This is a genomic window from Paenibacillus xylaniclasticus, assembly GCF_004001065.1.
In the GTDB taxonomy this organism is placed as follows: Bacteria; Bacillota; Bacilli; order Paenibacillales; family Paenibacillaceae; genus Paenibacillus_T; species Paenibacillus_T xylaniclasticus.
Window position 1 is genome coordinate 122,631 of sequence record NZ_BIML01000001.1, and the last position, 20,248, is coordinate 142,878.

19 protein-coding genes are annotated in these 20,248 nt (G+C 47.0%); 2 read left to right on the plus strand and 17 right to left on the minus strand.

What is annotated here, in order from left to right:
* Nucleotides 1–48: 48 nt before the first annotated feature.
* From PXY01_RS00530 to pdhA, 10 genes are all read right to left on the minus strand, one after another.
* The gene (locus PXY01_RS00530; protein WP_127566195.1) at nucleotides 49–1,203 is read right to left on the minus strand and encodes a hypothetical protein; all 1,155 of its coding nucleotides are present in this window, start codon (nucleotides 1,201–1,203) and stop codon (nucleotides 49–51) included.
* A gap of 69 nt (nucleotides 1,204–1,272) precedes the next feature.
* Nucleotides 1,273–1,593, minus strand: coding sequence for a hypothetical protein (locus tag PXY01_RS00535; protein ID WP_127566197.1), 321 nt, complete (start codon nucleotides 1,591–1,593; stop codon nucleotides 1,273–1,275).
* 146 nt (nucleotides 1,594–1,739) lie between these two features.
* Complete coding sequence (locus PXY01_RS00540; RefSeq protein WP_127566199.1) at nucleotides 1,740–3,227, minus strand: glutamate synthase subunit beta; 1,488 nt, start codon at nucleotides 3,225–3,227, stop codon at nucleotides 1,740–1,742.
* Between the two features lie 233 nt (nucleotides 3,228–3,460).
* On the minus strand, nucleotides 3,461–3,949 hold the full coding sequence (locus PXY01_RS00545) for a dihydrofolate reductase (protein WP_127566201.1): 489 nt from the start codon (nucleotides 3,947–3,949) through the stop codon (nucleotides 3,461–3,463).
* Nucleotides 3,950–3,987: 38 nt separating this feature from the next.
* On the minus strand, nucleotides 3,988–4,944 hold the full coding sequence (locus tag PXY01_RS00550) for a thymidylate synthase (protein ID WP_127566203.1): 957 nt from the start codon (nucleotides 4,942–4,944) through the stop codon (nucleotides 3,988–3,990).
* 96 nt (nucleotides 4,945–5,040) lie between these two features.
* On the minus strand, nucleotides 5,041–5,547 hold the full coding sequence (locus tag PXY01_RS00555) for an acyl-CoA thioesterase (RefSeq protein ID WP_246027746.1): 507 nt from the start codon (nucleotides 5,545–5,547) through the stop codon (nucleotides 5,041–5,043).
* Between the two features lie 114 nt (nucleotides 5,548–5,661).
* Nucleotides 5,662–7,077: a dihydrolipoyl dehydrogenase gene (lpdA, locus tag PXY01_RS00560; protein WP_127566205.1), complete on the minus strand. Its 1,416-nt coding sequence runs from the start codon at nucleotides 7,075–7,077 to the stop codon at nucleotides 5,662–5,664.
* A 4-nt stretch (nucleotides 7,078–7,081) separates the two neighbouring features.
* Nucleotides 7,082–8,389: a dihydrolipoamide acetyltransferase family protein gene (locus PXY01_RS00565; RefSeq protein ID WP_127566207.1), complete on the minus strand. Its 1,308-nt coding sequence runs from the start codon at nucleotides 8,387–8,389 to the stop codon at nucleotides 7,082–7,084.
* A gap of 49 nt (nucleotides 8,390–8,438) precedes the next feature.
* Nucleotides 8,439–9,416 (minus strand): alpha-ketoacid dehydrogenase subunit beta, encoded by a 978-nt coding sequence (locus PXY01_RS00570; protein WP_127566209.1) that lies wholly within the window; start codon nucleotides 9,414–9,416, stop codon nucleotides 8,439–8,441.
* Nucleotides 9,417–9,452: 36 nt separating this feature from the next.
* On the minus strand, nucleotides 9,453–10,523 hold the full coding sequence (pdhA, locus tag PXY01_RS00575; RefSeq protein WP_373864267.1) for a pyruvate dehydrogenase (acetyl-transferring) E1 component subunit alpha: 1,071 nt from the start codon (nucleotides 10,521–10,523) through the stop codon (nucleotides 9,453–9,455).
* Nucleotides 10,524–10,815: 292 nt separating this feature from the next.
* On the opposite strand from pdhA, the gene PXY01_RS00580 reads away from it, so the two are divergent.
* The gene (locus PXY01_RS00580) at nucleotides 10,816–11,547 is read left to right on the plus strand and encodes an alpha/beta hydrolase (protein WP_127566213.1); all 732 of its coding nucleotides are present in this window, start codon (nucleotides 10,816–10,818) and stop codon (nucleotides 11,545–11,547) included.
* Between the two features lie 192 nt (nucleotides 11,548–11,739).
* Here the strand turns inward: PXY01_RS00580 and PXY01_RS00585 are convergent, their stop codons facing one another.
* The 7 genes from PXY01_RS00585 to PXY01_RS00615 all read right to left on the minus strand — a co-directional run bounded on the left by PXY01_RS00585 (nucleotide 11,740) and on the right by PXY01_RS00615 (nucleotide 19,529).
* A complete protein-coding gene (locus PXY01_RS00585; RefSeq protein WP_246027747.1) occupies nucleotides 11,740–12,564 on the minus strand; it encodes an ATP-binding cassette domain-containing protein in 825 nt (274 codons plus the stop codon).
* Nucleotides 12,540–15,035, minus strand: a complete 2,496-nt coding sequence (locus PXY01_RS00590; protein ID WP_127566220.1) for a hypothetical protein — start codon at nucleotides 15,033–15,035, stop codon at nucleotides 12,540–12,542. The genes PXY01_RS00585 and PXY01_RS00590 overlap by 25 nt, the downstream gene beginning before the upstream one ends.
* A 24-nt stretch (nucleotides 15,036–15,059) precedes the next feature.
* Nucleotides 15,060–16,259, minus strand: coding sequence for a TolB-like translocation protein (locus PXY01_RS00595; protein WP_127566222.1), 1,200 nt, complete (start codon nucleotides 16,257–16,259; stop codon nucleotides 15,060–15,062).
* A 134-nt stretch (nucleotides 16,260–16,393) separates the two neighbouring features.
* On the minus strand, nucleotides 16,394–16,786 hold the full coding sequence (locus tag PXY01_RS00600) for a hypothetical protein (protein WP_164744254.1): 393 nt from the start codon (nucleotides 16,784–16,786) through the stop codon (nucleotides 16,394–16,396).
* A 570-nt stretch (nucleotides 16,787–17,356) separates the two neighbouring features.
* A complete protein-coding gene (locus PXY01_RS00605; RefSeq protein WP_127566226.1) occupies nucleotides 17,357–17,842 on the minus strand; it encodes a low molecular weight protein-tyrosine-phosphatase in 486 nt (161 codons plus the stop codon).
* The gene (locus PXY01_RS00610) at nucleotides 17,839–18,624 is read right to left on the minus strand and encodes a trimeric intracellular cation channel family protein (protein ID WP_307719359.1); all 786 of its coding nucleotides are present in this window, start codon (nucleotides 18,622–18,624) and stop codon (nucleotides 17,839–17,841) included. The genes PXY01_RS00605 and PXY01_RS00610 overlap by 4 nt, the downstream gene beginning before the upstream one ends.
* A 128-nt stretch (nucleotides 18,625–18,752) precedes the next feature.
* Entirely contained in the window at nucleotides 18,753–19,529 is a 777-nt protein-coding gene (locus tag PXY01_RS00615) for an MBL fold metallo-hydrolase (protein WP_174721787.1), read from the minus strand.
* Nucleotides 19,530–19,716: 187 nt separating this feature from the next.
* Here PXY01_RS00615 and PXY01_RS00620 point away from each other — a divergent pair, with 187 nt between their 5' ends.
* Nucleotides 19,717–20,208 (plus strand): C40 family peptidase, encoded by a 492-nt coding sequence (locus PXY01_RS00620; RefSeq protein WP_127566660.1) that lies wholly within the window; start codon nucleotides 19,717–19,719, stop codon nucleotides 20,206–20,208.
* The last annotated feature ends 40 nt before the right edge of the window (nucleotides 20,209–20,248 follow it).

The following is a 20,248-nucleotide window of genomic DNA, read 5'->3' on the forward strand; positions in this document are numbered from 1 at the left end:
CTCATGCAAAATAGGCTGCATTGCAGCAGCCCTAATTCGTTCTTCGAATTATTGAACGTGAACGTATTTAGTTATAGTCTTCCATATAGAGCGTACGCCATCCGACCAATGCGGGTCCTCCGCATACTCACGGTTAATCCACGTGAAAGGGTCTGTTCCTGTTGGCCGATTCTTACTTAACCGCGCGATCGTTCTCGCTGCTATTTCAGCCGATTTGTGAAGCGTCGTGTTATATTCTTGCCAGCTGTGAAACACGTTGAATGGATTGTTAATGATTTCATTTGCACGTTTATGACTGCGTGGGACAAATGCTTGCTCCTGGCCAGTTATAGCGAACAGCAAGATCGGGTCAATGTCAAACTGCTTAGCAGCGTCAAATATGGATTCCATATGTTCAGGCTCAGATAATAACGAATTCTTTCCATTGAGGTATTGCGCAAGCCGCTTTCGGTCTACCTCGTGATACTGCAGCTCCTCAGGAAGCTCATTCAAGCTCAGTTGCGGCTCACTTATTTCTGTTACTTCAGCAGGTGCCGGTACAGCCTCTTCTGACTGTGTAAGCGACCACCCATACATGAGCGTCGCTGCGACAAGTACCGTGCTGAGCAAGCCGTAAACTATCCACCTTCGATTGCGTCCAGCAGGATGCCCCGTATCTAAAGCCTCTGATTTAACGTCAGAATCGTCTTCAGCTACCGGGTCGGGCCGTGTGAATGGCAATACAACAGCTTGTCCTTCCGACATCGACTCTAACGGCGCCGCCGCCTTCATCAACTGCTCAGCCATCGAAGGCCAGGCCGCATACTCACCGCTAGATTCCTTCATTCCAGCATGAGCGTCGCGAATAGCTTCACGGAGCGAATCCGGCTGAACGGTTGCGTTCAGTTGCTGCTCCACCCATGTGTGAAACGGCCCAAACAACGAATCGTCCTGCAGCTCCAGCCTCAAGCACGCCTCGACGATATCGTCTGTTCGGACAGGACCAGCACGCTCGACGAGTGCGGTTCGGATGAGGTCCGTTGTCAATCGCTGCCGAACATCATCCGCGAATTCAGGCAATCGCTTGAATACAATCCTTCTTACCGCATCTGCAACAATATCCGCATGCTTGTCCTGCGGCAAGTCCGAAAACTTCTGCTGGACGTATCGTTTAATATTCCGTACTTCAGCCTGCGTTAATATAAGTGCGCTATTGGCGGACATCGTAACCTACCTCCGCTACAATCGGATCATGGCTGATAAGCGATTACTCCGATTTTAGCATATCTTCCTTCATGTTGGGGAGGGGAGATTTCGTATACGCTCTTGAATTTCTTCCGACAAAATATATGCGCTGATTTGCTCCTTCTCCGACATGGTGAATTGAAACTCACAATCGGTACCTTCATCATAGGGCACAATCTGCGCGATTTGCCCTCCTATCGTCGTCACCACATACACCGTAAGCTCTTGGATTCCGGGAGGGACCGGCGTTCCTGGCCATAGCGTAGGGATAAGCTCTATATCGACCCATTGCGAATCGCGCCTTTCTATACGCGGCGAGAATCCGACAAATTTCAGCTCAGTTATAACATCGTTACCGTACTGAATCATTACGATTTCCTCCTAAGCAGCATACACCTGAATACATCTTGTCTCCTAATAGCTTATCACATTTGTAGTGAAGTCGATAATAAAAATAAGCACAAACGTTCTTCTGAACGCTTGTGCTTCAAGCCTGAGCTCTCCACTGCAACCTATTAAGGAAGCATCGATGAGCCCATCAAATATTTATCTACCTCGCGAGCAACCTCGCGGCCTTCATTGATTGCCCATACAACAAGACTTTGACCACGGCGCATGTCGCCTGCTGCGAACACTTTATCGACGTTCGTGGTGTACTTGCCATATTGAGCTTTCACATTCGAACGACGGTCTTGCTCCAGACCAAGCTCGTTAATAATCGTGTTTTCAGGTCCTTCAAAGCCGACAGCGATCAAGACGAGATCCGCCTTCCACACCTTCTCTGTACCTGGAATATCCGTATAAATTCTGCGTCCCGTCTCGTCAACCTTCCGCTCGATTTGAACCGTGTGGAGCTCTTTCAGGTTGCCGTTCTCGTCGCCGACGAACTTCTTCGTCAACACTGAGAATGCACGAGGATCTTCGCCATAGAGCGCCTTCGCTTCTTCATGCGCATAATCCAACGTATAGACGTTCGGGAATTGAGGCCATGGATTGTTCACGATATCGCGCTCCAGCGGCGCCTTGCCAACTGTACCGAATTGCGTAACCGAGCGGCAGCCATGACGCAAAGCCGTTGCAACACAGTCCGTTCCCGTATCGCCGCCGCCAATAACGATAACGTCCTTGTCCTTCGCCGATATATAATTGCCGTCTTCAAGATTGGAATCCAGGTAGCTTTTGATCGTACCATTCAAGTAATCCATGGCCTGGTAAATACCCTTCAGCTCACGACCTTCAATCTGTACGTCGCGCGGTTTCGTAGCACCGCCGCACAATACGACTGCATCGAACTCGTCAACCAACTTCTTGGCAGGAATATCTTTGCCGATTTCTGTATTCGTTACGAACGTAATACCTTCCGCCGCAAGCAGATCAACACGACGTTGTACAACTGCCTTGTCTAGCTTCATCGTAGGAATGCCATACGTCAACAATCCGCCGATCCGATCCGCACGCTCATATACGGTCACAAGATGTCCGGCTTTATTCAATTGAGCTGCTGCCGCAAGACCAGCAGGACCAGAGCCGACCACCGCAACGCGCTTGCCTGTACGATTCTTCGGCGGTTGAGGTACGACCCAGCCTTCCTCAAAACCGCGGTCGATAATTGCCTGCTCTATCGTCTTGATCGTAACAGGCTGTCCAATCAAACCAACTGTGCATGAGCCTTCGCAAGGTGCAGGACATACACGCCCTGTGAACTCAGGGAAGTTATTCGTTTTATGAAGCCGATCGAGCGCCTCACGCCACAGACCACGATAAATTAAGTTATTCCACTCTGGAATCAAGTTGTTGACTGGGCATCCTGAGGCATTGCCTGCCAGCTCCATACCTGTGTGGCAATATGGCGTTCCGCAATCCATACAGCGTGCGCCTTGCGTACGAAGCGCATCTTCGCTCATGTGAAGATGGAATTCTTCCCAATCTTTAATCCGCTCTATTGGATCGCGATCTGCCGGCAGTTCGCGTTTATACTCCATAAATCCCGTAGGTGTAGACATGATCGCAACTCCCCCATAAATATTTTCCCGATTCATTACCATTGAACAACTAGACTATAGCGGGAATCGAACAATTGTTCAATAACAATCTTTGCATAAGAGCGACTGTTTCAATATTTGATAGGGAAAATATTATCATTAGAATACAGGCTTTACAAATGGATTATCCGTACAATCATTTGTACTATTATGCTCTTGCAGTTAAACAGAATGCTTCTAGCAATGTTCGTGATTTACTGTCTTACCAAGGTTAAGAATCGATAATTGTACGGGTTTTTCTCATCCGTCACGCCTACTTTAATGTCTACAATCTTCCATTTTGATTCATCATATTCTGGAAAAAAAGCATCTGTGCCCTCGAATATATGATCAATCTCCGTGACAAGCAGTTTGTCTGCATAGGGAAGAAATTGGTCGTAAATCTCAGCCCCACCTATGACGACTAATTCCTCTTCAGATCCGTATTTGTTCAGCGCTTCTTCCACTGATCCGACCGTTTCTGCCCCTTCGAATGCAAGTCCCTCCGAACGGGTCAGTACGACGTTTCGACGGTTCGGCAGCGCTTTCGGGAACGACTGGAACGTCTTACGGCCCATCACGACAGTTTTGCCTGTCGTATATGCTTTGAAATAAGCCATGTCGGCTGGCAGCCGCCACGGAATTTTATTGTCAATACCGATACCCCGCTGCCGGTCCATCGCCCAAATCATGCTGATCGTCATTGCTGTTTCTCACTCTCCTGTCTCCAGTCAGACCCGCTTTAAACCGCGATAGGTGCTTTAATTGCCGGGTGAGCCTCATAGCCTTCCAATCGAATATCCGACACCTCAACGTCGAAGACGGATTGCCAATCACCTTGCAAAACAAGCTTCGGCAACGGCTTCGGTTCGCGTGTGAGCTGCTCTTGAATTGCATCTAGATGGTTAATATATATATGGGCATCTCCCAGCGTATGAATGAACTCTCCCACTTCCAATCCGCATTCTCGCGCAATGAGGTGCGTCAACAGCGCATAGGAAGCAATATTAAACGGAATACCGAGGAATATATCTGCGCTCCGCTGATACAGCTGACACGACAGCTTACCTTCCGCTACGTAGAATTGGAACAGCGTATGGCAAGGTGGGAGCGCCATCGACGGTACATCCTCTGGATTCCACGCCGAGACAATAAGACGGCGCGAGTCTGGGTTCGTCTTAATCGATTGAATGACGTCCTTCAACTGATCGATCGTTTCACCCTTCGTCGTCTGCCAAGCGCGCCATTGCTTGCCGTATACGTCGCCCAACTCCCCATATTTAGCGGCAAACTGATCGTCTTCCAGCATAAGCTTCGTATACCGCGCCATTTGCTCCTCATATTGGATGGCGAACTCCTTGTCTGTCTGCGAACGCAGCCCAAAATTCGTCATGTCTGGGCCGTCATACGCATCGCTTTCAACCCATCGCTTAAAGGCCCATTCATTCCATATCGTATTGTTATGCTGCAGCAAATAACGGATGTTCGTATCGCCCTTCATGAACCAGAGCAGTTCGCTCTTTACAAGTCCGAAGGGCACCTTCTTCGTCGTTAGAATCGGAAAGCCTTCATTCAGATCAAACCGCATCTGGTAACCAAACGTCGAGATCGTCCCCGTACCTGTACGGTCGTCCTTGCGAGTCCCGTTATTCAGTACATAACGTAACAGCTGCAAATACTGCTCCTCATTATGACTCATCTGTCTCATTCTCCGTAATCAATTTATTCAAAGGATAACTTAATTGTATCATAATCGCCCATCTAGGGCGACTGACCGAAAAATATGACGCTAGATCTAAGAATGCCCTTTACGCTCATCAATCCTTTTCCGTCTGAGAAGATAACGATCACGGCCGGTTATGTACAGCTCCTGCTCCTCCTCGGTCTCGGGTATAACGCCTGGCACCACCGTCGGACGGCCATCATCGCCAAGTGCCACAAAGACGAAAAAGGCTGTTACTGCCGTATTGCGGACACCTGTCTTCAAATTTTCAGTTACAGCCTTCACGTATACCTCAATCGAGCTTCGATGCGTCCAGGTCACGAACGACTCGACGATAATCGCATCACCGACCCGGATCGGAGCGACAAAATCTATACTGTCAGTCGATACCGTAACGACTGCTGTTCGAGAGTGCCGCATTGCCGAGATCGCCGCTACCTTATCCATATATTCCATCACAATGCCGCCGAACATCGTCTGGAGATGATTCGTATCCGAAGGAAAAACGATCTCTGTCAAAATAGCACGTGATTCAGAAGCACGTTTCTTATTCCCCGTTGATGCCATTTCGTTGGTCATGCACAAGCCACCTTTTCATAAAAATAGACTGTGATGCGCTGACCTTATTATATGTAGCTTTACATTAAAAAGAGGCCTGCGGCATTCATACCGCAGACCTCTCAATCACTTCAATTACTTCGTGAATACGTGGATTGGGTGGCCAAGTGCCACTTCCGCTGCATCGAGAACGATCTCACCAAGCGTAGGGTGAGCGTGGATCGTCAATGCAATATCTTCGAGCGTAGCACCCATCTCAATCGCAAGACCAAGCTCAGCAATCATGTTCGAAGCTTCAATACCGACGATTTGTGCGCCGAGCACAAGGCCGTTATCCGCATCGGATACGATCTTCACAAAGCCTTCCGTACCGTTAAGCGACAGAGCACGACCATTCGCTGCGAATGGGAATTTGCCCACTTTCACGTTGTGGCCTTTTTCTTTCGCTTCTTTCTCCGTGTAACCAACTGCCGCGCACTCTGGATCGGAGAACGCAACTGCAGGAATGCACTTGTAGTCAACGACGCTAGGCAGTCCAGCGATCGCTTCAGCAGCTACGCGGCCTTCATACATTGCTTTGTGAGCAAGAGCTGCACCCGGAACGATGTCGCCAATTGCAAAGATGTGCGGAATGTTCGTACGGCCTTGGTGGTCGACCTTCACAAGACCACGGTCGGTCAGTTCGATGCCGATCAGGTCAAGACCAAGCTCACCATCCGTATTCGGACGACGGCCTACCGTTACGAGCAGATAGTCTGCTTCCACAACTTCTTCTTTGTCGCCAACCGTATACGTTACTTTCACGCTGTCTGCTGTTTGTTCAGCCGATTTAGCGGAAGCTCCCGTTACGATGTTAACATCTTTCGTTTTGAGCTTCTTCGCAACGATGTTGGACATATCTTTGTCGAAGCCAGGCATAATCGCGTCTGCGCCTTCGATGATCGTCACTTTCGTTCCGAATTTGCTGTACATTTGACCCAGCTCGATACCGATGTAGCCGCCGCCGATAACGACTAGGCTCTTCGGAATTTCTGGCAGCGACAGTGCTTCTGTCGAGGACAGAATGCGACCGCCATAAGGGAATGCTTTCAGTTCGATTGGGCGGGAGCCCGTCGCGATAATGCAGTTTTTGAAACGGTAGCGCGGTGCTTCTTGATCGTTGAATACACGCGCTTCGTTCGCATTGATGAACATAACTTCGCCGTTGAAATATTCAACTTTGTTCGCTTTGAGCAGCGATGCAACGCCGCCCGTCAGCTTTTTCGTTACGCCGTTTTTGAACTCTTGCACTTTGCTCCAGTCAACATTAACATCGCCAACCGTAATGCCGAACGCTGCGCCGTGCGTAGCTGCTTCGTATTGGTGAGCAGCCGAGATGAGAGCTTTAGAAGGAATACAACCAACGTTCAAGCATACGCCACCTACGTTTGCTTTATCTACGCAAAGTACGGATTGACCAAGCTGTGCTGCACGAATTGCCGCGACGTAACCGCCAGGGCCAGCACCAATGACTAAAGTATCGATATCAAGAGACGCGTCTCCTACTACCATTACGTTACACCTCCATGATGAACAGTTCAGGCTGTGCCAGTAACTGTTTGATGTAGTTCAAGAAGTTTTGAGCTGTTGCTCCGTCGATGAGACGGTGGTCGAAGCTGAGCGACAATGCCATAACAGGCGCAGCTACGACTTCGCCGTTCTTCACAACGGCTTTTTCAGAGATACGGCCCGTGCCGAGAATCGCAACTTCAGGGAAGTTGATGACAGGCGTGAAGAACATGCCGCCAGCGGAACCGATATTCGTAATCGTAATCGTGCTGCCTTTCAGTTCGTTAGGACCGAGCTTGCCTTCGCGGCCGCGAACGGCCAGATCACTGATCGTGCTTGCAACAGTGTAAATATTTTTACGGTCAGCATCCTCGATAACTGGAACGATCAAGCCGTTCTCCGTATCGGTTGCGATGCCGATGTTGTAATATTTGCGCAGTACAATTTCTTGTGCAGCCTCGTCCAGCGTTGCATTCATGATCGGGAATTCGCGGCATGCTGCTACGAGCGCCTTCACGATGAACGGCAGGTAAGTTAGCTTAATGCCTTTCTTCTCTGCGAATGGTTTATACTTCGCACGAAGAGCGACGAGCTCCGTTACATCGACTTCGTCCATCAGCGTAACATGCGGCGCCGTGTACATCGATTTAACCATTGCGTTCGAGATCGCTTTGCGAATGCCTTTGAACGGAATGCGCTCTTCTGGACGATAAGCAGTTCCAGCTGCTACCGGAGCTGCCGCTACGGCCTCTTTCTCTTCAGCTGCTTGTGCTGGTGCTGCTGCCGCTTCGACAGAAGCAGCTGCCGCCGGCGTAGCACCGCCGGATTTGAATGCGTCGATATCCTCACGCGTTACTTTACCATTCTTGCCAGTGCCCGTCACCGCCGTGATGTCTACGCCTTGTTCGCGGGCATATTTGCGCACGCTTGGCGTTGCCAACACGAGTGCGCCGCCAGCCTGCGGTGCAGGAGCAGGTGCTGCTGCTTGCGCTGGTGCCTCTGCCGGAGCTTGTGCTTCAGCCGCAGGAGCAGTTGCGCTGTCTGCCGCAACCGTAGCGCCTTCTGGCAGCTCGCCGGTTACATCGATAATGGCAACTACTTCGCCGACATGGCATACTTGGCCATCCTTCGCGAACACTTCAAGAACTTTACCTTCTACCGGACAAGGCACTTCTACGATTGCCTTATCGTTCTGAACTTCCATCAAGATGCTCTCATCATTAACCTCGTCGCCTGGCTTGATGTGCATTTTGACGATTTCGCCCTCATGCAAACCTTCGCCGAGCTCCGGGAACCGATATTCGAACTTAGCCATCCGAATGTTCCTCCCTCATGTATCTATAACATACCCGATAAATAGGTCATTAAAAGTTCAATACTTGTTTTGCTGCTTTTACGACGCGTTCAGGCGACGGCAGCCATGCATCTTCGATCTGTGCAAAAGGATATACCGTATCAGGACCCGCAACACGAAGTACTGGAGCTTCGAGGTGCAAAATAGCTTTTTCGTTGATTTGTGCAATAACCTCTGCAGCTACGCCGGAAGTTTTCTGTGCTTCTTGTACGACGATCGCGCGGTTCGTCTTCTGGATCGATTTCACCAGCGTATCGATGTCAAGCGGCAGCAGCGTACGAAGGTCGATAACTTCTGCCTCGATGCCTTCTTTCGCCAGCTCATCAGCAGCTTTCTTCGCCGTATGAACCATCATGCCGTAAGCAATAATCGTAACGTCTTTACCTTCACGAACGACGTTCGCTTTACCGATCTCAACCGTGTAGTCGCCTTCAGGAACTTCTTCACGGAATGCACGGTACAGATTCAAATGCTCCATGAAAAATACAGGGTCATTGTCACGGATAGCGGAAATCATCAAGCCTTTCGCATCATACGGATTCGAAGGCACGATAACTTTGATACCTGGCGTTTGCACTGCAAGACCTTCAAGTGAGTCCGTATGCAGCTCAGCCGCTTTAACGCCGCCGCCGAATGGCGTACGGAATACGATTGGCGAGTTGTAACGGCCGCCGGAACGGTAACGCATACGGGCAGCTTGTACAAACATTTGGTCCATAGCCTCATAAATAAAGCCAACGAACTGGATTTCTGCAATTGGGCGGAAGCCCTGCGTGCCTAAGCCGACCGCCATGCCGGCGATTGCGGATTCAGCCAGGGGCGTATCGAATACGCGCTCTTCGCCGAATTCCTCTTGCAGCCCTTCCGTTACTCGGAATACGCCGCCCACCTTACCAACGTCCTCACCGAAAATAAGAACGTTAGGATCCTGCTTCAATTCAATGCGCATCGCATCGCGCAGCGCTTCTAACATATTCATTTGAGCCATGATCGATGGAATCCTCCTTCTGCAGTTTAGTCGTTATTATTGAAAGTCAGCCTTTTGCTCTTCAAGCTGCTGGAATGGTTTCTCGAACATCGAATCGATCAGACCAGGAATCGTCATCTTCTCCGTCTGCTCGGCTTTCTTGATGTGCTCATTCACCGTAGCTTTCGCCTCATCTTTAACACGGTTCGTGTCTTCTTCCGTCCAGAGACCTTTCGCTTCCAGGTATTTGCCAAAGCGTACGAGAGGATCGCGCGTTGCCCAATCGTTCTCTTCATCCTTCGTGCGATATTTCGTCGTGTCGTCTGCCATCGAGTGCGGACGATAACGGTACGTAATCAGCTCGATCAGCGTTGCGCCTTCGCCATTGCGGCCACGCTCTGCAGCTTCGGATACTGCTTTGTATACCGCGAGTGGGTCCATACCGTCGACTTGAACACCTTTAATACCTGCTGCTACTGCTTTATGAGCAACAGACAGCGCCGCTGTTTGCTTCGCATACGGAGTCGTAATCGCATAGCCGTTGTTTTGTACGACGAAAATAACTGGGAGCTTGAACACGCCAGCGTAGTTCAGTGCTTCGTAGAAATCGCCTTCAGACGAACCGCCGTCGCCCGTATACGTGATCGCAACGCGCTTCTCACCTTTTTTCTTAAATGCCATCGCCACGCCCATTGCATGAAGCACTTGCGCGCCGATAATGATTTGCGGCATCAGTACGTTAACGTCCTGCGGAATTTGACCGCCATGCTGATGGCCACGGGAATATAGGAAAGCTTGGTACAGCGGAAGGCCATGCCATACGAGCTGCGGCATATCGCGGTAACCAGGGCAAATAAAGTCTTCTTTATTCAATGCATATTCGCTGCACACCATCGAAGCCTCTTGACCGGACACCGGCGCGTAGAAGCCGAGACGGCCTTGGCGTCCAAGGTTAACGGCGCGCTCATCCCAAGTACGGGTGAACACCATCCGGTACATGATTTCTTTCAGCTGCTCGTCGGACAGAGCCGGAACCAAATCCGGTGCCACGATTTCGCCTTCCGGCGACAAAATGGACAACGGTTGAACAGGTTCGGACTGAACTTCGTAAGACGGTTGTTTAGTCACCACTTTGCTCATCGTAAACGCTCACCTCATATTAATATTTGAATATCGCATGCGTCTGTTATAGAATTATTATAAACCTGTTTTGAGAATATGGTCAAAACAAAAAACATAAAAACCGCGGTTTTTTAATGTTTCAGGCGGTTTTTTAATGAAATTGTATATGTAACAGAACTTCTTTATTAGTGATACAGAATAGTACACCGAAGCGATCATTCACTGCAGAACGCCATTGTTTCTCTCTATTGTTTGCCCACTAACAGAGGTTCTCATGCAGAAGAAAGGAGTCATATCCATGGATGATAAATATTTAAAACGTACAGTGAACAAGGAGACGGTTCCAAGCCGTTATTTGCCTGAAGGGGAACGCAAGCTTCGTGTATTTCTGCCGCCTGGTTATAATGAAGTATTAAGTTATCCGGTTGTTTTCTGCCAAGATGGCGAAGATTTCTTCAACTTCGGTCGGGTGGCGACAATCGCAAACCAGCTTATATTAGATGAGGGAGTAGAACCTTTCATCATTGTCGGCGTTGATGTCGACAAAAGCGTAAGGACGGAGGAATATTCGCCGGACGGTAACCGATATGCGAATTACGTCCGTTTCTTTGCAGAGGAGCTTCTACCTTTCATCGAAAGCAAATATCCTGTTCGCCGCGAACGTTCTGAACGACTGCTTGCCGGTGACTCGCTAGGCGGAACGGTATCGCTGCATATTGCGCTTGAGCATCCGGAGCTTTTCAACCGCGTCCTCTCTCTGTCTGGCGCATTCTATCCTGCATCCCGGAATCTAATTGCTGCAACGAGCGATTTATCTTGGCTTGATATCTACATGACCGTCGGACTGCAAGAGAATGCATATGAAACCGACCGCGGGATTTACGATTTCGTTGCACTTAACCGAAACGCGCGGATATTATTTGAGGAACGTGGAGCGAAGACGACTTACTTCGAACGCGACGGCAAGCATACTTGGGGCTTCTGGCAGAAGGATTTGCCTGCGGCGTTAGCTTATTTCTTGGATCGATAGAATCGAGAGGTGTATCTCCTTACATCATTGCTGTCGAGATCGCGTAGTATCAAGTTCATGAAACGATATAACCGCTGTAAGGCATTGATTCACTCTTCTGGAGATACACCCCCCCGTACAAAGAAGTAAAGCAGCTAACTTTTGAAGCCCAAACGAGCTCCAAATAGTCACTGCTTTACAGACATGAAAAACTTATTCAAAGAAGTACAAATACACATCTTCTAGATTAGGTCTCACAGCCTCCATATATCGTCCAATTGGTTGTGGAGGCTCTGAGCCTGCTGAGCCAACAATACGCACCGTAACGCCCGATGCATCACCAGAAATATTGCTTATTTTATATTGCCTCTGAATGACTTCAAGTTCCTCTGCCTTAACCTGCACTTCAAATACTTTTCCATTAACTTGTTCAATCGCCTGCGTTGGCTTTCCTTGAAAGATAAGCTTGCCTTTTCTAAGCAGCAGCACCTCTTTTGCTACATACTCGATATCTGTTACTACATGTGTAGCCAACAATACGATTTTGTTCTGAGCAATTTCTGAAATAAAATTCCGAATCCGTATTCGCTCTCTCGGGTCAAGTCCAGCCGTCGGCTCATCAAGGATTAGAATATCCGGATCATTAAGAAGGGCCTGAGCAATCAAAATACGCTGCTTCATTCCGCCCGAATAAGAGCCCAGTTTCTTATTTCGAGACTCGGATAAATTAACTACCTCCAGTAATTGTTCAATCTTGTCTCTCGCAGTCTTTTTCGTTAATCCTTTCAACGCCGCCATATACCAGAGAAATCTGTGACCTGTAAAATCATCGTAAAGCCCCTGCTGTTGTGGCATATATCCGATTCGCGAACGGTAAGCAGCTCCCAAATCTGATACTCTTTCACCGTTAAACAATACTTCTCCCGAATCAGGCTTCAGATTATCTACTATGATGTTCATAAGTGTAGATTTACCTGCGCCGTTAGGGCCAAGCAATCCATAAATTCCAGGACTCAACTCCGATGTGAATCGGTCCAACGCCTGGTGCTTCCCTTTATTGTAACTTTTGCTGATCGAATTAATCGATAGAAGCACGAGATCACTCCCTTGCTATTCAGATTCGTATAGCGCAGCCAACTCATAAATAGCGCTAGCGCTGACACGCAAAGCATAAGACCTGAATATATGCCGAGCGATGCAAAGGATTGAGCATCGGCAAGACGATCGAAGAGCGTAAAGAAACCTGAAAAGGTATAATTGTTTATTTCCTCGAAGCCAGCTAATGAAACAAGAAACGGAATAATGAAAATGCTCGATATAAGCAGCAGAGCAGGCGCTCTATTCTTCATAATGTTGGTAACGTATAGCATACAAATGCAGACAATCAAAGAACCGAATAGCTGTAGGGCGAACACTCCACATACGAAGGCTTTGATTGTCATCACAGCTTTCAGCTGCCCATAAACGTTAATACTTTGTACCGGAGCATTCCAGTCAATCGCCGGGTAATTGATTATAAGGTTATAAATCGAAGGTGCGTACAGAATAATACCAATCGTAACCGTTGCTGCGAAGGCGATCATATGCTTAATCACAAATAACGTCATCCGGCCGCGCTGCGTGCCTCGTATTATGTTTATCATTCCATTACGGTAATCGAGTGGGAATATCGCGCTGAGCGCTCCTGCTAACAAGATCGTAAAGATACAGCCATTCACGAGATCCCGAAATGAATTTCGAAACAAATAGTTGGTTGTAAGCTCATTGAGCATACTTCCGGTAATCCCTCTTGTATCCTTTATATCCTTTAAATATAAATATTGATTGTATACCCGATTAAAAGCTTTTTCCTTGAGCGCGATAAGATCCAGCTTCTCTTTCTCCTCGATATATTGCGCAGCTGAAAGGTCCCCATCCCTATATTGCTTCAATATGAGTTCATATTGCAGAGGCAGTTCATCAAAACGCTGTTTTTCATCAAGAATCATTTGCTCATTAGACGTTTCTAGCGTACCCGTTAAATCAGTCAAATAGCTGTTATAATAGGCATCCTCTTCATTAAAATTGAGTTCTTTCTTATCCAAGTCGAGATATCCAAGCAGCAAAGCTGCTAGTAGTACTACAAACGCTTTTCCAGTAAAAATAAATTTATACCATTCATGACGAAACAATTGCACCGAGGCTATCGGTCTCCGTAATTTGTGAAACGGCTGTGCAAGCCTGTGCAGGATGTGAGAGGTTGAAGCCGACGGCATTCGGAGCGAAAATAGCATAACGCAAACAGTAAATAACATCACAATTATTGCCACAAATACGAAAGCAGCGATTCCCGGATACCAAATAGGATATCCCGCCACATTCAAATTTCGATATACAGCAAGCAGATCGTAAGCATTATAAAAGGCCAACACATTTATGTACTTAAAAAACTGAAAGTTGGATAATGGATGAATAAAGCGGTAGGTTAAATATTCAAACGCAAAAAAACCAAAGAGACTAACATATACAGAGAGAATATTGCCAAGTCCTATGAATAACATCGCAATAATTATGGCCACAACAAGATTGACAATCACCTTGCAAGCGATGAATAGAGCTAGATACTGCCCTACGGTAAGCGGTAAATTGCAATAGCGAAATGACTCCATCGACTGCACATACCGTGATAAATCGCCAAATCCGTACAGATGCTGTGCGAGCAGCAGTAACTCTCCATAGTAGATGACTGACAGAAATACCGACATAGTGAGCAGCGCTATAAGCTTTGAAACGGCTAGTGGCAGCCTCCCCCTGGCAGTCGACCGTGCAAGCTTAATGAGTCCCAAATCCTTGTCCTGTTGAAATAGATAAATACATAATAGAAAAAGCAGTACAACAATTAGCAAATCGGTGATTGAAAATGTTGTCGCAGACACAATACCCCATTCTCGACCCAACTGCAAAGGAAGTTCCTTCAGTTCGGCGAAGTCCTTCGGAGTCTTTACAATATTGCGGTAAGAGAATGAATGTTCATTCTGAAATATGGAAACGCTTAATAAATTGTCTGCCTGTTGTTTAATTCCGTCTAAATAGACGGTATAGTCACGCATAGCCTCGAATTGCTTGACCAATTGCTCGGTTATTATAGTATCCCGCTGCAGTTGATCCAAACGTTCGTTATAGCCTCTGCTATAGAACAAATCCATGATAGATGGCGACTCACTCTTTATTCGCGCCAGTTCCGCCGCCATCGCCTCATTATCCGGATTCCGGGCAGCCATCGTAATCGCTTGAAATAGGAGCAACTCCGAATATTGCTGTTTAATCCGCGCATACCCCTGCTCCACAGGCATTGCGGTATACTCCCTCTCTGCCCGGTCGTATGCTTCTTTATTAGCAATGATAAACCCGTTTTTATTGTACTGATCCGTAATATAGAGGTAGCCATTGCCAATCAGGAGTATCGGAATTAGAGCAACCAGAAGCCGCTTATGGAGCCATTTCAGATACTCATATCCAATAAGCTTCATCTGATACCTCCTAGATACAGGCATTTAAAAAACCGGATTTTCCAATAATGGCTTAAAAACAGCTTTACCCGTTCCGATTTCCGTTTTATCTAAATATTCCATGACCTTCTTGCCGTCCTTCGTATACTGTATAAACATATAGCGGTCATCTCCGATCATGAATGAATGATCAATCGGAAGGAACGACATATCGATCTTGTCTACAATCTCATACTGTTTGTTATACACCGTCAATTCATGTGGAACGTCTTTTAGCTGATCTTTTAAATCATCCATGAACAAATACGGGAAAACAGGTCTAGCATAGAAATAATCGCCGCTTACATAATAAAACGAGAAAAAATCTCTCTGAATCGGAAGCTCGCTTGAGTCCCCGCCTTCCAAATTTGACGCGAATACAGTCCGATGCTGTTTGTCCTTTAACAGTTCTACTGTAGGAGGAACGTTCGCATTAACCGTAATATTATACAGTAGATTTTGATTATAAATCCCTTCTAACTTAGCCATATGACTATCGTCGCTGGTAAACATTCTTGTTGTCGTCTGCTTCTCAATGTCATACCTCATCAAACGAATCGAGAGTCCAGACAATTCATAGAAATAAATGTTTTTCCCATATGGCAATATATCGGCTATCACGCTATCCGAGCTTCCTGAATAAATTGGCGTTGGTTTTTTGGAGCTATTCAGGCTTACTTGCATCAATTGCGAGCTTCCGTTTGATTCTTTATTGAAGCTTCTCAAGGAGTAATAAAGCATCCCCCTGTGAATTGCCACAGATTTCGGTACAGCATCGAACACCCTTTTCACCTTGCGGGTCGAGCCGTCTTTGGAAATTTCAATAAGCATGGTTTTGAACTGGTTCTCGGCATCTTTTTCCCATACTTCTCCGCTTTCCAAGGTATAAAGCTTTTCGTTGTAATAGCCTAGAAAATTGTTGCGAAACGCAGGGTCATGCTTTACATAGGCAAAGCAATTTCGAACCTCGCCTTGATTAGATGGATGTAAGCAATCGTTCTCCGGGCGGTTATCGAGCAATACCGGTTGCATATTATTCTTATCCGCGTAGTAGAGCAGGGAATCATTTAGAAAATAATATCCATTCTCTGTTGGGGTTACAAATATACCATCGCCCTGCATATGAAACAAATAAGGAAAATCAGTCGAACTATTATAGTCGTTACTATAATTTCGAGTTTCTTTCTGGCATGCCGTCATAACCAATCCAATTGACAACAATATACTCATTATTCGTAAAGCCCTTCCAAGCATTATTCACACCTTCAGTCATCTTGTTTTCATTGAAAATAAACCGAAAGAAGTTGTGAAACTTCTTTCGGTTGCACGGTGCATTAGATTTATAAATCTGTTAACGCTGCCCAATTGTAGTTCTGGTAGCTTACTTTGTGAGTACCTGATGCGTACCTCGGAATAGCTGGTACATGTTTTGCATTTGCTGTGGCTGCCACGAAAGAAGTGCCAGGTTTTTCAATAGCCCAAGAAACAGCATCTACTTGATAATTATTATAGTAATAAGAGAAAGCAACAGTTGCAGCTAATCTGGCTGTCGTGCCGAAATTAGTGATGGCAGTAGCACTATTGCTGCCATAATTAAGAGACCCGGTTGCAAGATAGCCTCCAATATTTCCGTATTGAGTCGAACCCGCCGCCGAAGCACCACTGGTAAAACTCAAGGACGCGCAAAGCAATGCACCAATTCCTAACATCAATCTTTTCTTTAAGCTTTTCATCATATTCCTCCTATTCTATTATTGGGATACGAGCATATATTAACATTTAGTTTCTTATTTGTAAACACCTTCCTTTTTTGTTTTGCCAAAAAATCGAAATCGTTTTCGTTAAGCTCATTTAAAGTGTATGTTAACCGATCTTCAAGTTTGTTTTTACTTCCACCTATTATGCTACCATTTTTATGTCAAAAATCAACATGATTCCAGGTTTGAGTCATTCAATTAATCTATAACAGACATTCTTAATTCTACAATCACTATTCTATTTTTCTTTTTTTATTATTCCTGTTTTTACCTTAAAAAGATGATCTGATCACGATATTTTCATTGCATCCACTAATAAATATATATTTGTAATAAAAGCATATCTAAATCTTATATGTAAATATATAGATATTCCTGAAAATAAAAGTTGGATGCAAATCAATATACGTGTCTTCTATCAAGCTGGTCCAGTGTTCCAGCAATCTCCTATTGCTTCGGTACACACGAGCTTGAACTGGAAGAAAGGGGCGGTCTAGAAAGTCAGCGATATAACTGACTTTCTAGACCGCCCCAATGATATAGCTACTACATCGCTTTCTCTTGGCGAATCTTCGCTAGAAGTCGATCTGTGCCTGTCGAGACGAGCTCGTACACTTCTTCGAAATTGCCGGTATAATAAGGGTCCGGCACATCGCTCATTCCGGCTTCCGGAACAAGGTCCAGCAGCTTGATCAACTTTGCTCCACCAATTCCCTGCTCAGGCAGCGAACGACGAATGTCGTTCATGTTGCGCTCGTTGCTCGTATCCATGCACACGATATAATCGAACGTCGAGAAGTCGCTTCCTGATACTTGCCTAGCGCGAATCCCTTCATACGATATTCCGCGTTGATCCAGCAGCTTGCGCGTCCCTTCATGCGGAAGCTTGCCAATATGCCAATCTCCCGTTCCGGCCGAGTCGATCTGAATCATCTCCGCCAATCCCGCTTCCTGCACTTTGCGTCGAAATACCGCTTCCGCCATTGGCGAACGGCAAATGTTACCCAAACATACGAATAATACCCGAGTCATCGATGCCACCAGCCTTTCTTTACCGAACCGGCGCCTGCCTCTCCTGCTGCTGCGAGAGTTGCACTAGACTCATGAGGTACCCGTGCAGCCTGATCTTTTGCAGCCTGCCTCTCCTGCTTCTGATGATGCTCAGCACGATCATACACCGATTGAGAGAACGCGTGCTTAAGCGATCGTTTCGGTAAGCTCCATTTGTAGTATACGGACAGCATCCGCATCACGATTATAATGACGAACAACAGCAGCAGCTCGACGGTCGTTTCGAACCACTTGTAATAAATACATAAGCCTGCAGCCATCGCCCATACGGCATAAATCTCATCCCGCAGCACAAGCGGCTTCCTGCCAGCAAGCACATCGCGAATCATTCCGCCGCCAATACCTGTCAGCATAGCCGCTACCAGCACCGCGCTTACCGGATGATTCATGTGCGTCGCATATAGAGCACCTTGGATCGCAAATGCCGACAAGCCAATCGCGTCGAAGAACGCCTCGCTTCTTCTCCACTTCTTCAGCCAGGATACCGGCATCACGAATGCAATAATCATCGAGATCATCGCAATTTTGAGTAAATCACTTTGATTCCAAAGTGTCGACACCGGAATTCCGATTAACAGATTGCGTACAACCCCGCCCCCGAATGCCGTTACAAGGCCGAGCACGAATACACCCAAAATATCGTACTCTTCCTCCATTGCTACAATCGCTCCGCTGACCGCGAAGGCGATCGTACCAATAATACTGAACACGCCGAAAATATCCATGTCCACTTGCTCTATCATTGCCTCCGATTCTGTTCGACCGGCGAATGGGCGCCGGTATCGTCCAACAATCATTGTAATCGCGCGCGATCATTCGCGCAAGACGACAAATTTCGCAACATCTATATCCCTTCCCAGTTACTAATCGGTTATAAAATAACGCTCATTCCCGTCGTTGCGAAATCAACACCTTCCGGGAGCGAGTAACTGCTGCGCAGATCAATATCATGAGAAATGTGTGTAAACAAGGTTCGGCCTGGACGAAGCTCTTCAATTAATACAAGCGCTTCTTTAACATCATAGACCGAACGCGTTTCAAACGGATATGGCTCTTCATAAAAGCTCGTACCTAGAATTAGCAGATCCAGACCATAAAGCGGCTCTAGCTGTTCTTCGGTTAGTGCGATGGCGTCTGAGCAATATGCCCATGATATGCCCCTTGAAGCATGATCAAATCGAAAGGCATACGAATAGCCGTTCTTACCGTGATTCACACGCCAAGTTCGAATATGCCAACCGCCGATCGTTAAGCCCGCATCCGCTGAATCAAAATGAATTTGCCTTTGCAGCCAAGGGAATCTCGCTAATATTTCACTGATCGTCACCGTCGGAGCGAATGCCTCTCCTTGCCGATTCGTCCAGCGGCAAGCATCTGCCCACTCCACCAGTCCCCCAATATGATCAAAATGGGCGTGAGTAATAAGCATCCGGTCGAGTTCACGCAATCCGGATGCTTCCATCTGCTTACCCCAATCCGGACCGCAATCAATCCACATATGGCCGAGCTCCTCATCTTCAATTTGAAGCGTGGAGCGATAACGCCGATTAATACCTGTATTCCTGGCCTCCTCGCATACAATGCAATTGCAGTAAACACGAGGAACTCCCATCGAATCACCCGTACCGCGGAACGTTAATTTCGTCACTGGATGCCGCTCCTTCCAATGTTCTCATGATTTTCATATCTTAATGAGAATTTTCTCACTGAAATCTCAGAAAGACGCTTAACCCCTGTAATACCGTGTTTTTCATTTTCTTTGGTAAACTTTAGGGGAGGCGCGATATGTTATAGTTATCCCAACAATTGCTGAACTTAAGCTACGGAGGGATATGATGAACTTGCACACGAAACCATGGCTCAAACGTATTGTCGGCGTCATGCTCAGCACGACCATCGGATTAACGGCGCTTGCCTTCGGATACTCCGACGAGGCTAAGGCCGCGACGCCTGAGGCCGAGCAGCTATTGTCCACAGGCCATATGTACTTAGGCGTTCCATATCGATTCGGAGCACCAAGCGGCATATCATCCGCTTTTGACTGCTCCTCTTTCACCCAATACATATTCAAGGAGATCGGAATTCATATTCCAAGAACAACAACTGAGCAAGCTACTAAAGGAACGAAGGTTGATAAAGCGTATTTAAGTAAGGGTGATCTTGTCTTCTTCAAAACGACGGGCACAGGCAAAATTTCTCATGTTGCGGTCTATGCCGGCAACAACAAAATATTGCATGCAGCTAGCAGCAGCGGCGTAACGGTTTCAAACCTTGGTTCAGCCTACTGGTCCAAGCATTATGTCACGGCACGCCGCATAATAAAATAATGATTAACAGCCATTTAGCGAACGACGATTCCACCTTATA

What these genes read in the sequence shown, in the direction of transcription:
- PXY01_RS00535 (WP_127566197.1), bottom strand. Translation starts at nt 1,593, where the DNA reads ATGATTCAGTACGGTAACGATGTTATAACTGAGCTGAAATTTGTCGGA.
- PXY01_RS00580 (WP_127566213.1), top strand. Translation starts at nt 10,816, where the DNA reads ATGGATGATAAATATTTAAAACGTACAGTGAACAAGGAGACGGTTCCA.
- PXY01_RS00565 (WP_127566207.1), bottom strand. Translation starts at nt 8,389, where the DNA reads ATGGCTAAGTTCGAATATCGGTTCCCGGAGCTCGGCGAAGGTTTGCAT.
- PXY01_RS00545 (WP_127566201.1), bottom strand. Translation starts at nt 3,949, where the DNA reads ATGACGATCAGCATGATTTGGGCGATGGACCGGCAGCGGGGTATCGGT.
- PXY01_RS00555 (WP_246027746.1), bottom strand. Translation starts at nt 5,547, where the DNA reads ATGACCAACGAAATGGCATCAACGGGGAATAAGAAACGTGCTTCTGAA.
- PXY01_RS00540 (WP_127566199.1), bottom strand. Translation starts at nt 3,227, where the DNA reads ATGTCTACACCTACGGGATTTATGGAGTATAAACGCGAACTGCCGGCA.
- PXY01_RS00605 (WP_127566226.1), bottom strand. Translation starts at nt 17,842, where the DNA reads ATGACTCGGGTATTATTCGTATGTTTGGGTAACATTTGCCGTTCGCCA.
- PXY01_RS00530 (WP_127566195.1), bottom strand. Translation starts at nt 1,203, where the DNA reads ATGTCCGCCAATAGCGCACTTATATTAACGCAGGCTGAAGTACGGAAT.
- lpdA (WP_127566205.1), bottom strand. Translation starts at nt 7,077, where the DNA reads ATGGTAGTAGGAGACGCGTCTCTTGATATCGATACTTTAGTCATTGGT.
- PXY01_RS00550 (WP_127566203.1), bottom strand. Translation starts at nt 4,944, where the DNA reads ATGAGTCATAATGAGGAGCAGTATTTGCAGCTGTTACGTTATGTACTG.
- PXY01_RS00610 (WP_307719359.1), bottom strand. Translation starts at nt 18,624, where the DNA reads ATGATAGAGCAAGTGGACATGGATATTTTCGGCGTGTTCAGTATTATT.
- PXY01_RS00590 (WP_127566220.1), bottom strand. Translation starts at nt 15,035, where the DNA reads ATGAAGCTTATTGGATATGAGTATCTGAAATGGCTCCATAAGCGGCTT.
- PXY01_RS00600 (WP_164744254.1), bottom strand. Translation starts at nt 16,786, where the DNA reads ATGAAAAGCTTAAAGAAAAGATTGATGTTAGGAATTGGTGCATTGCTT.
- PXY01_RS00620 (WP_127566660.1), top strand. Translation starts at nt 19,717, where the DNA reads ATGAACTTGCACACGAAACCATGGCTCAAACGTATTGTCGGCGTCATG.
- PXY01_RS00570 (WP_127566209.1), bottom strand. Translation starts at nt 9,416, where the DNA reads ATGGCTCAAATGAATATGTTAGAAGCGCTGCGCGATGCGATGCGCATT.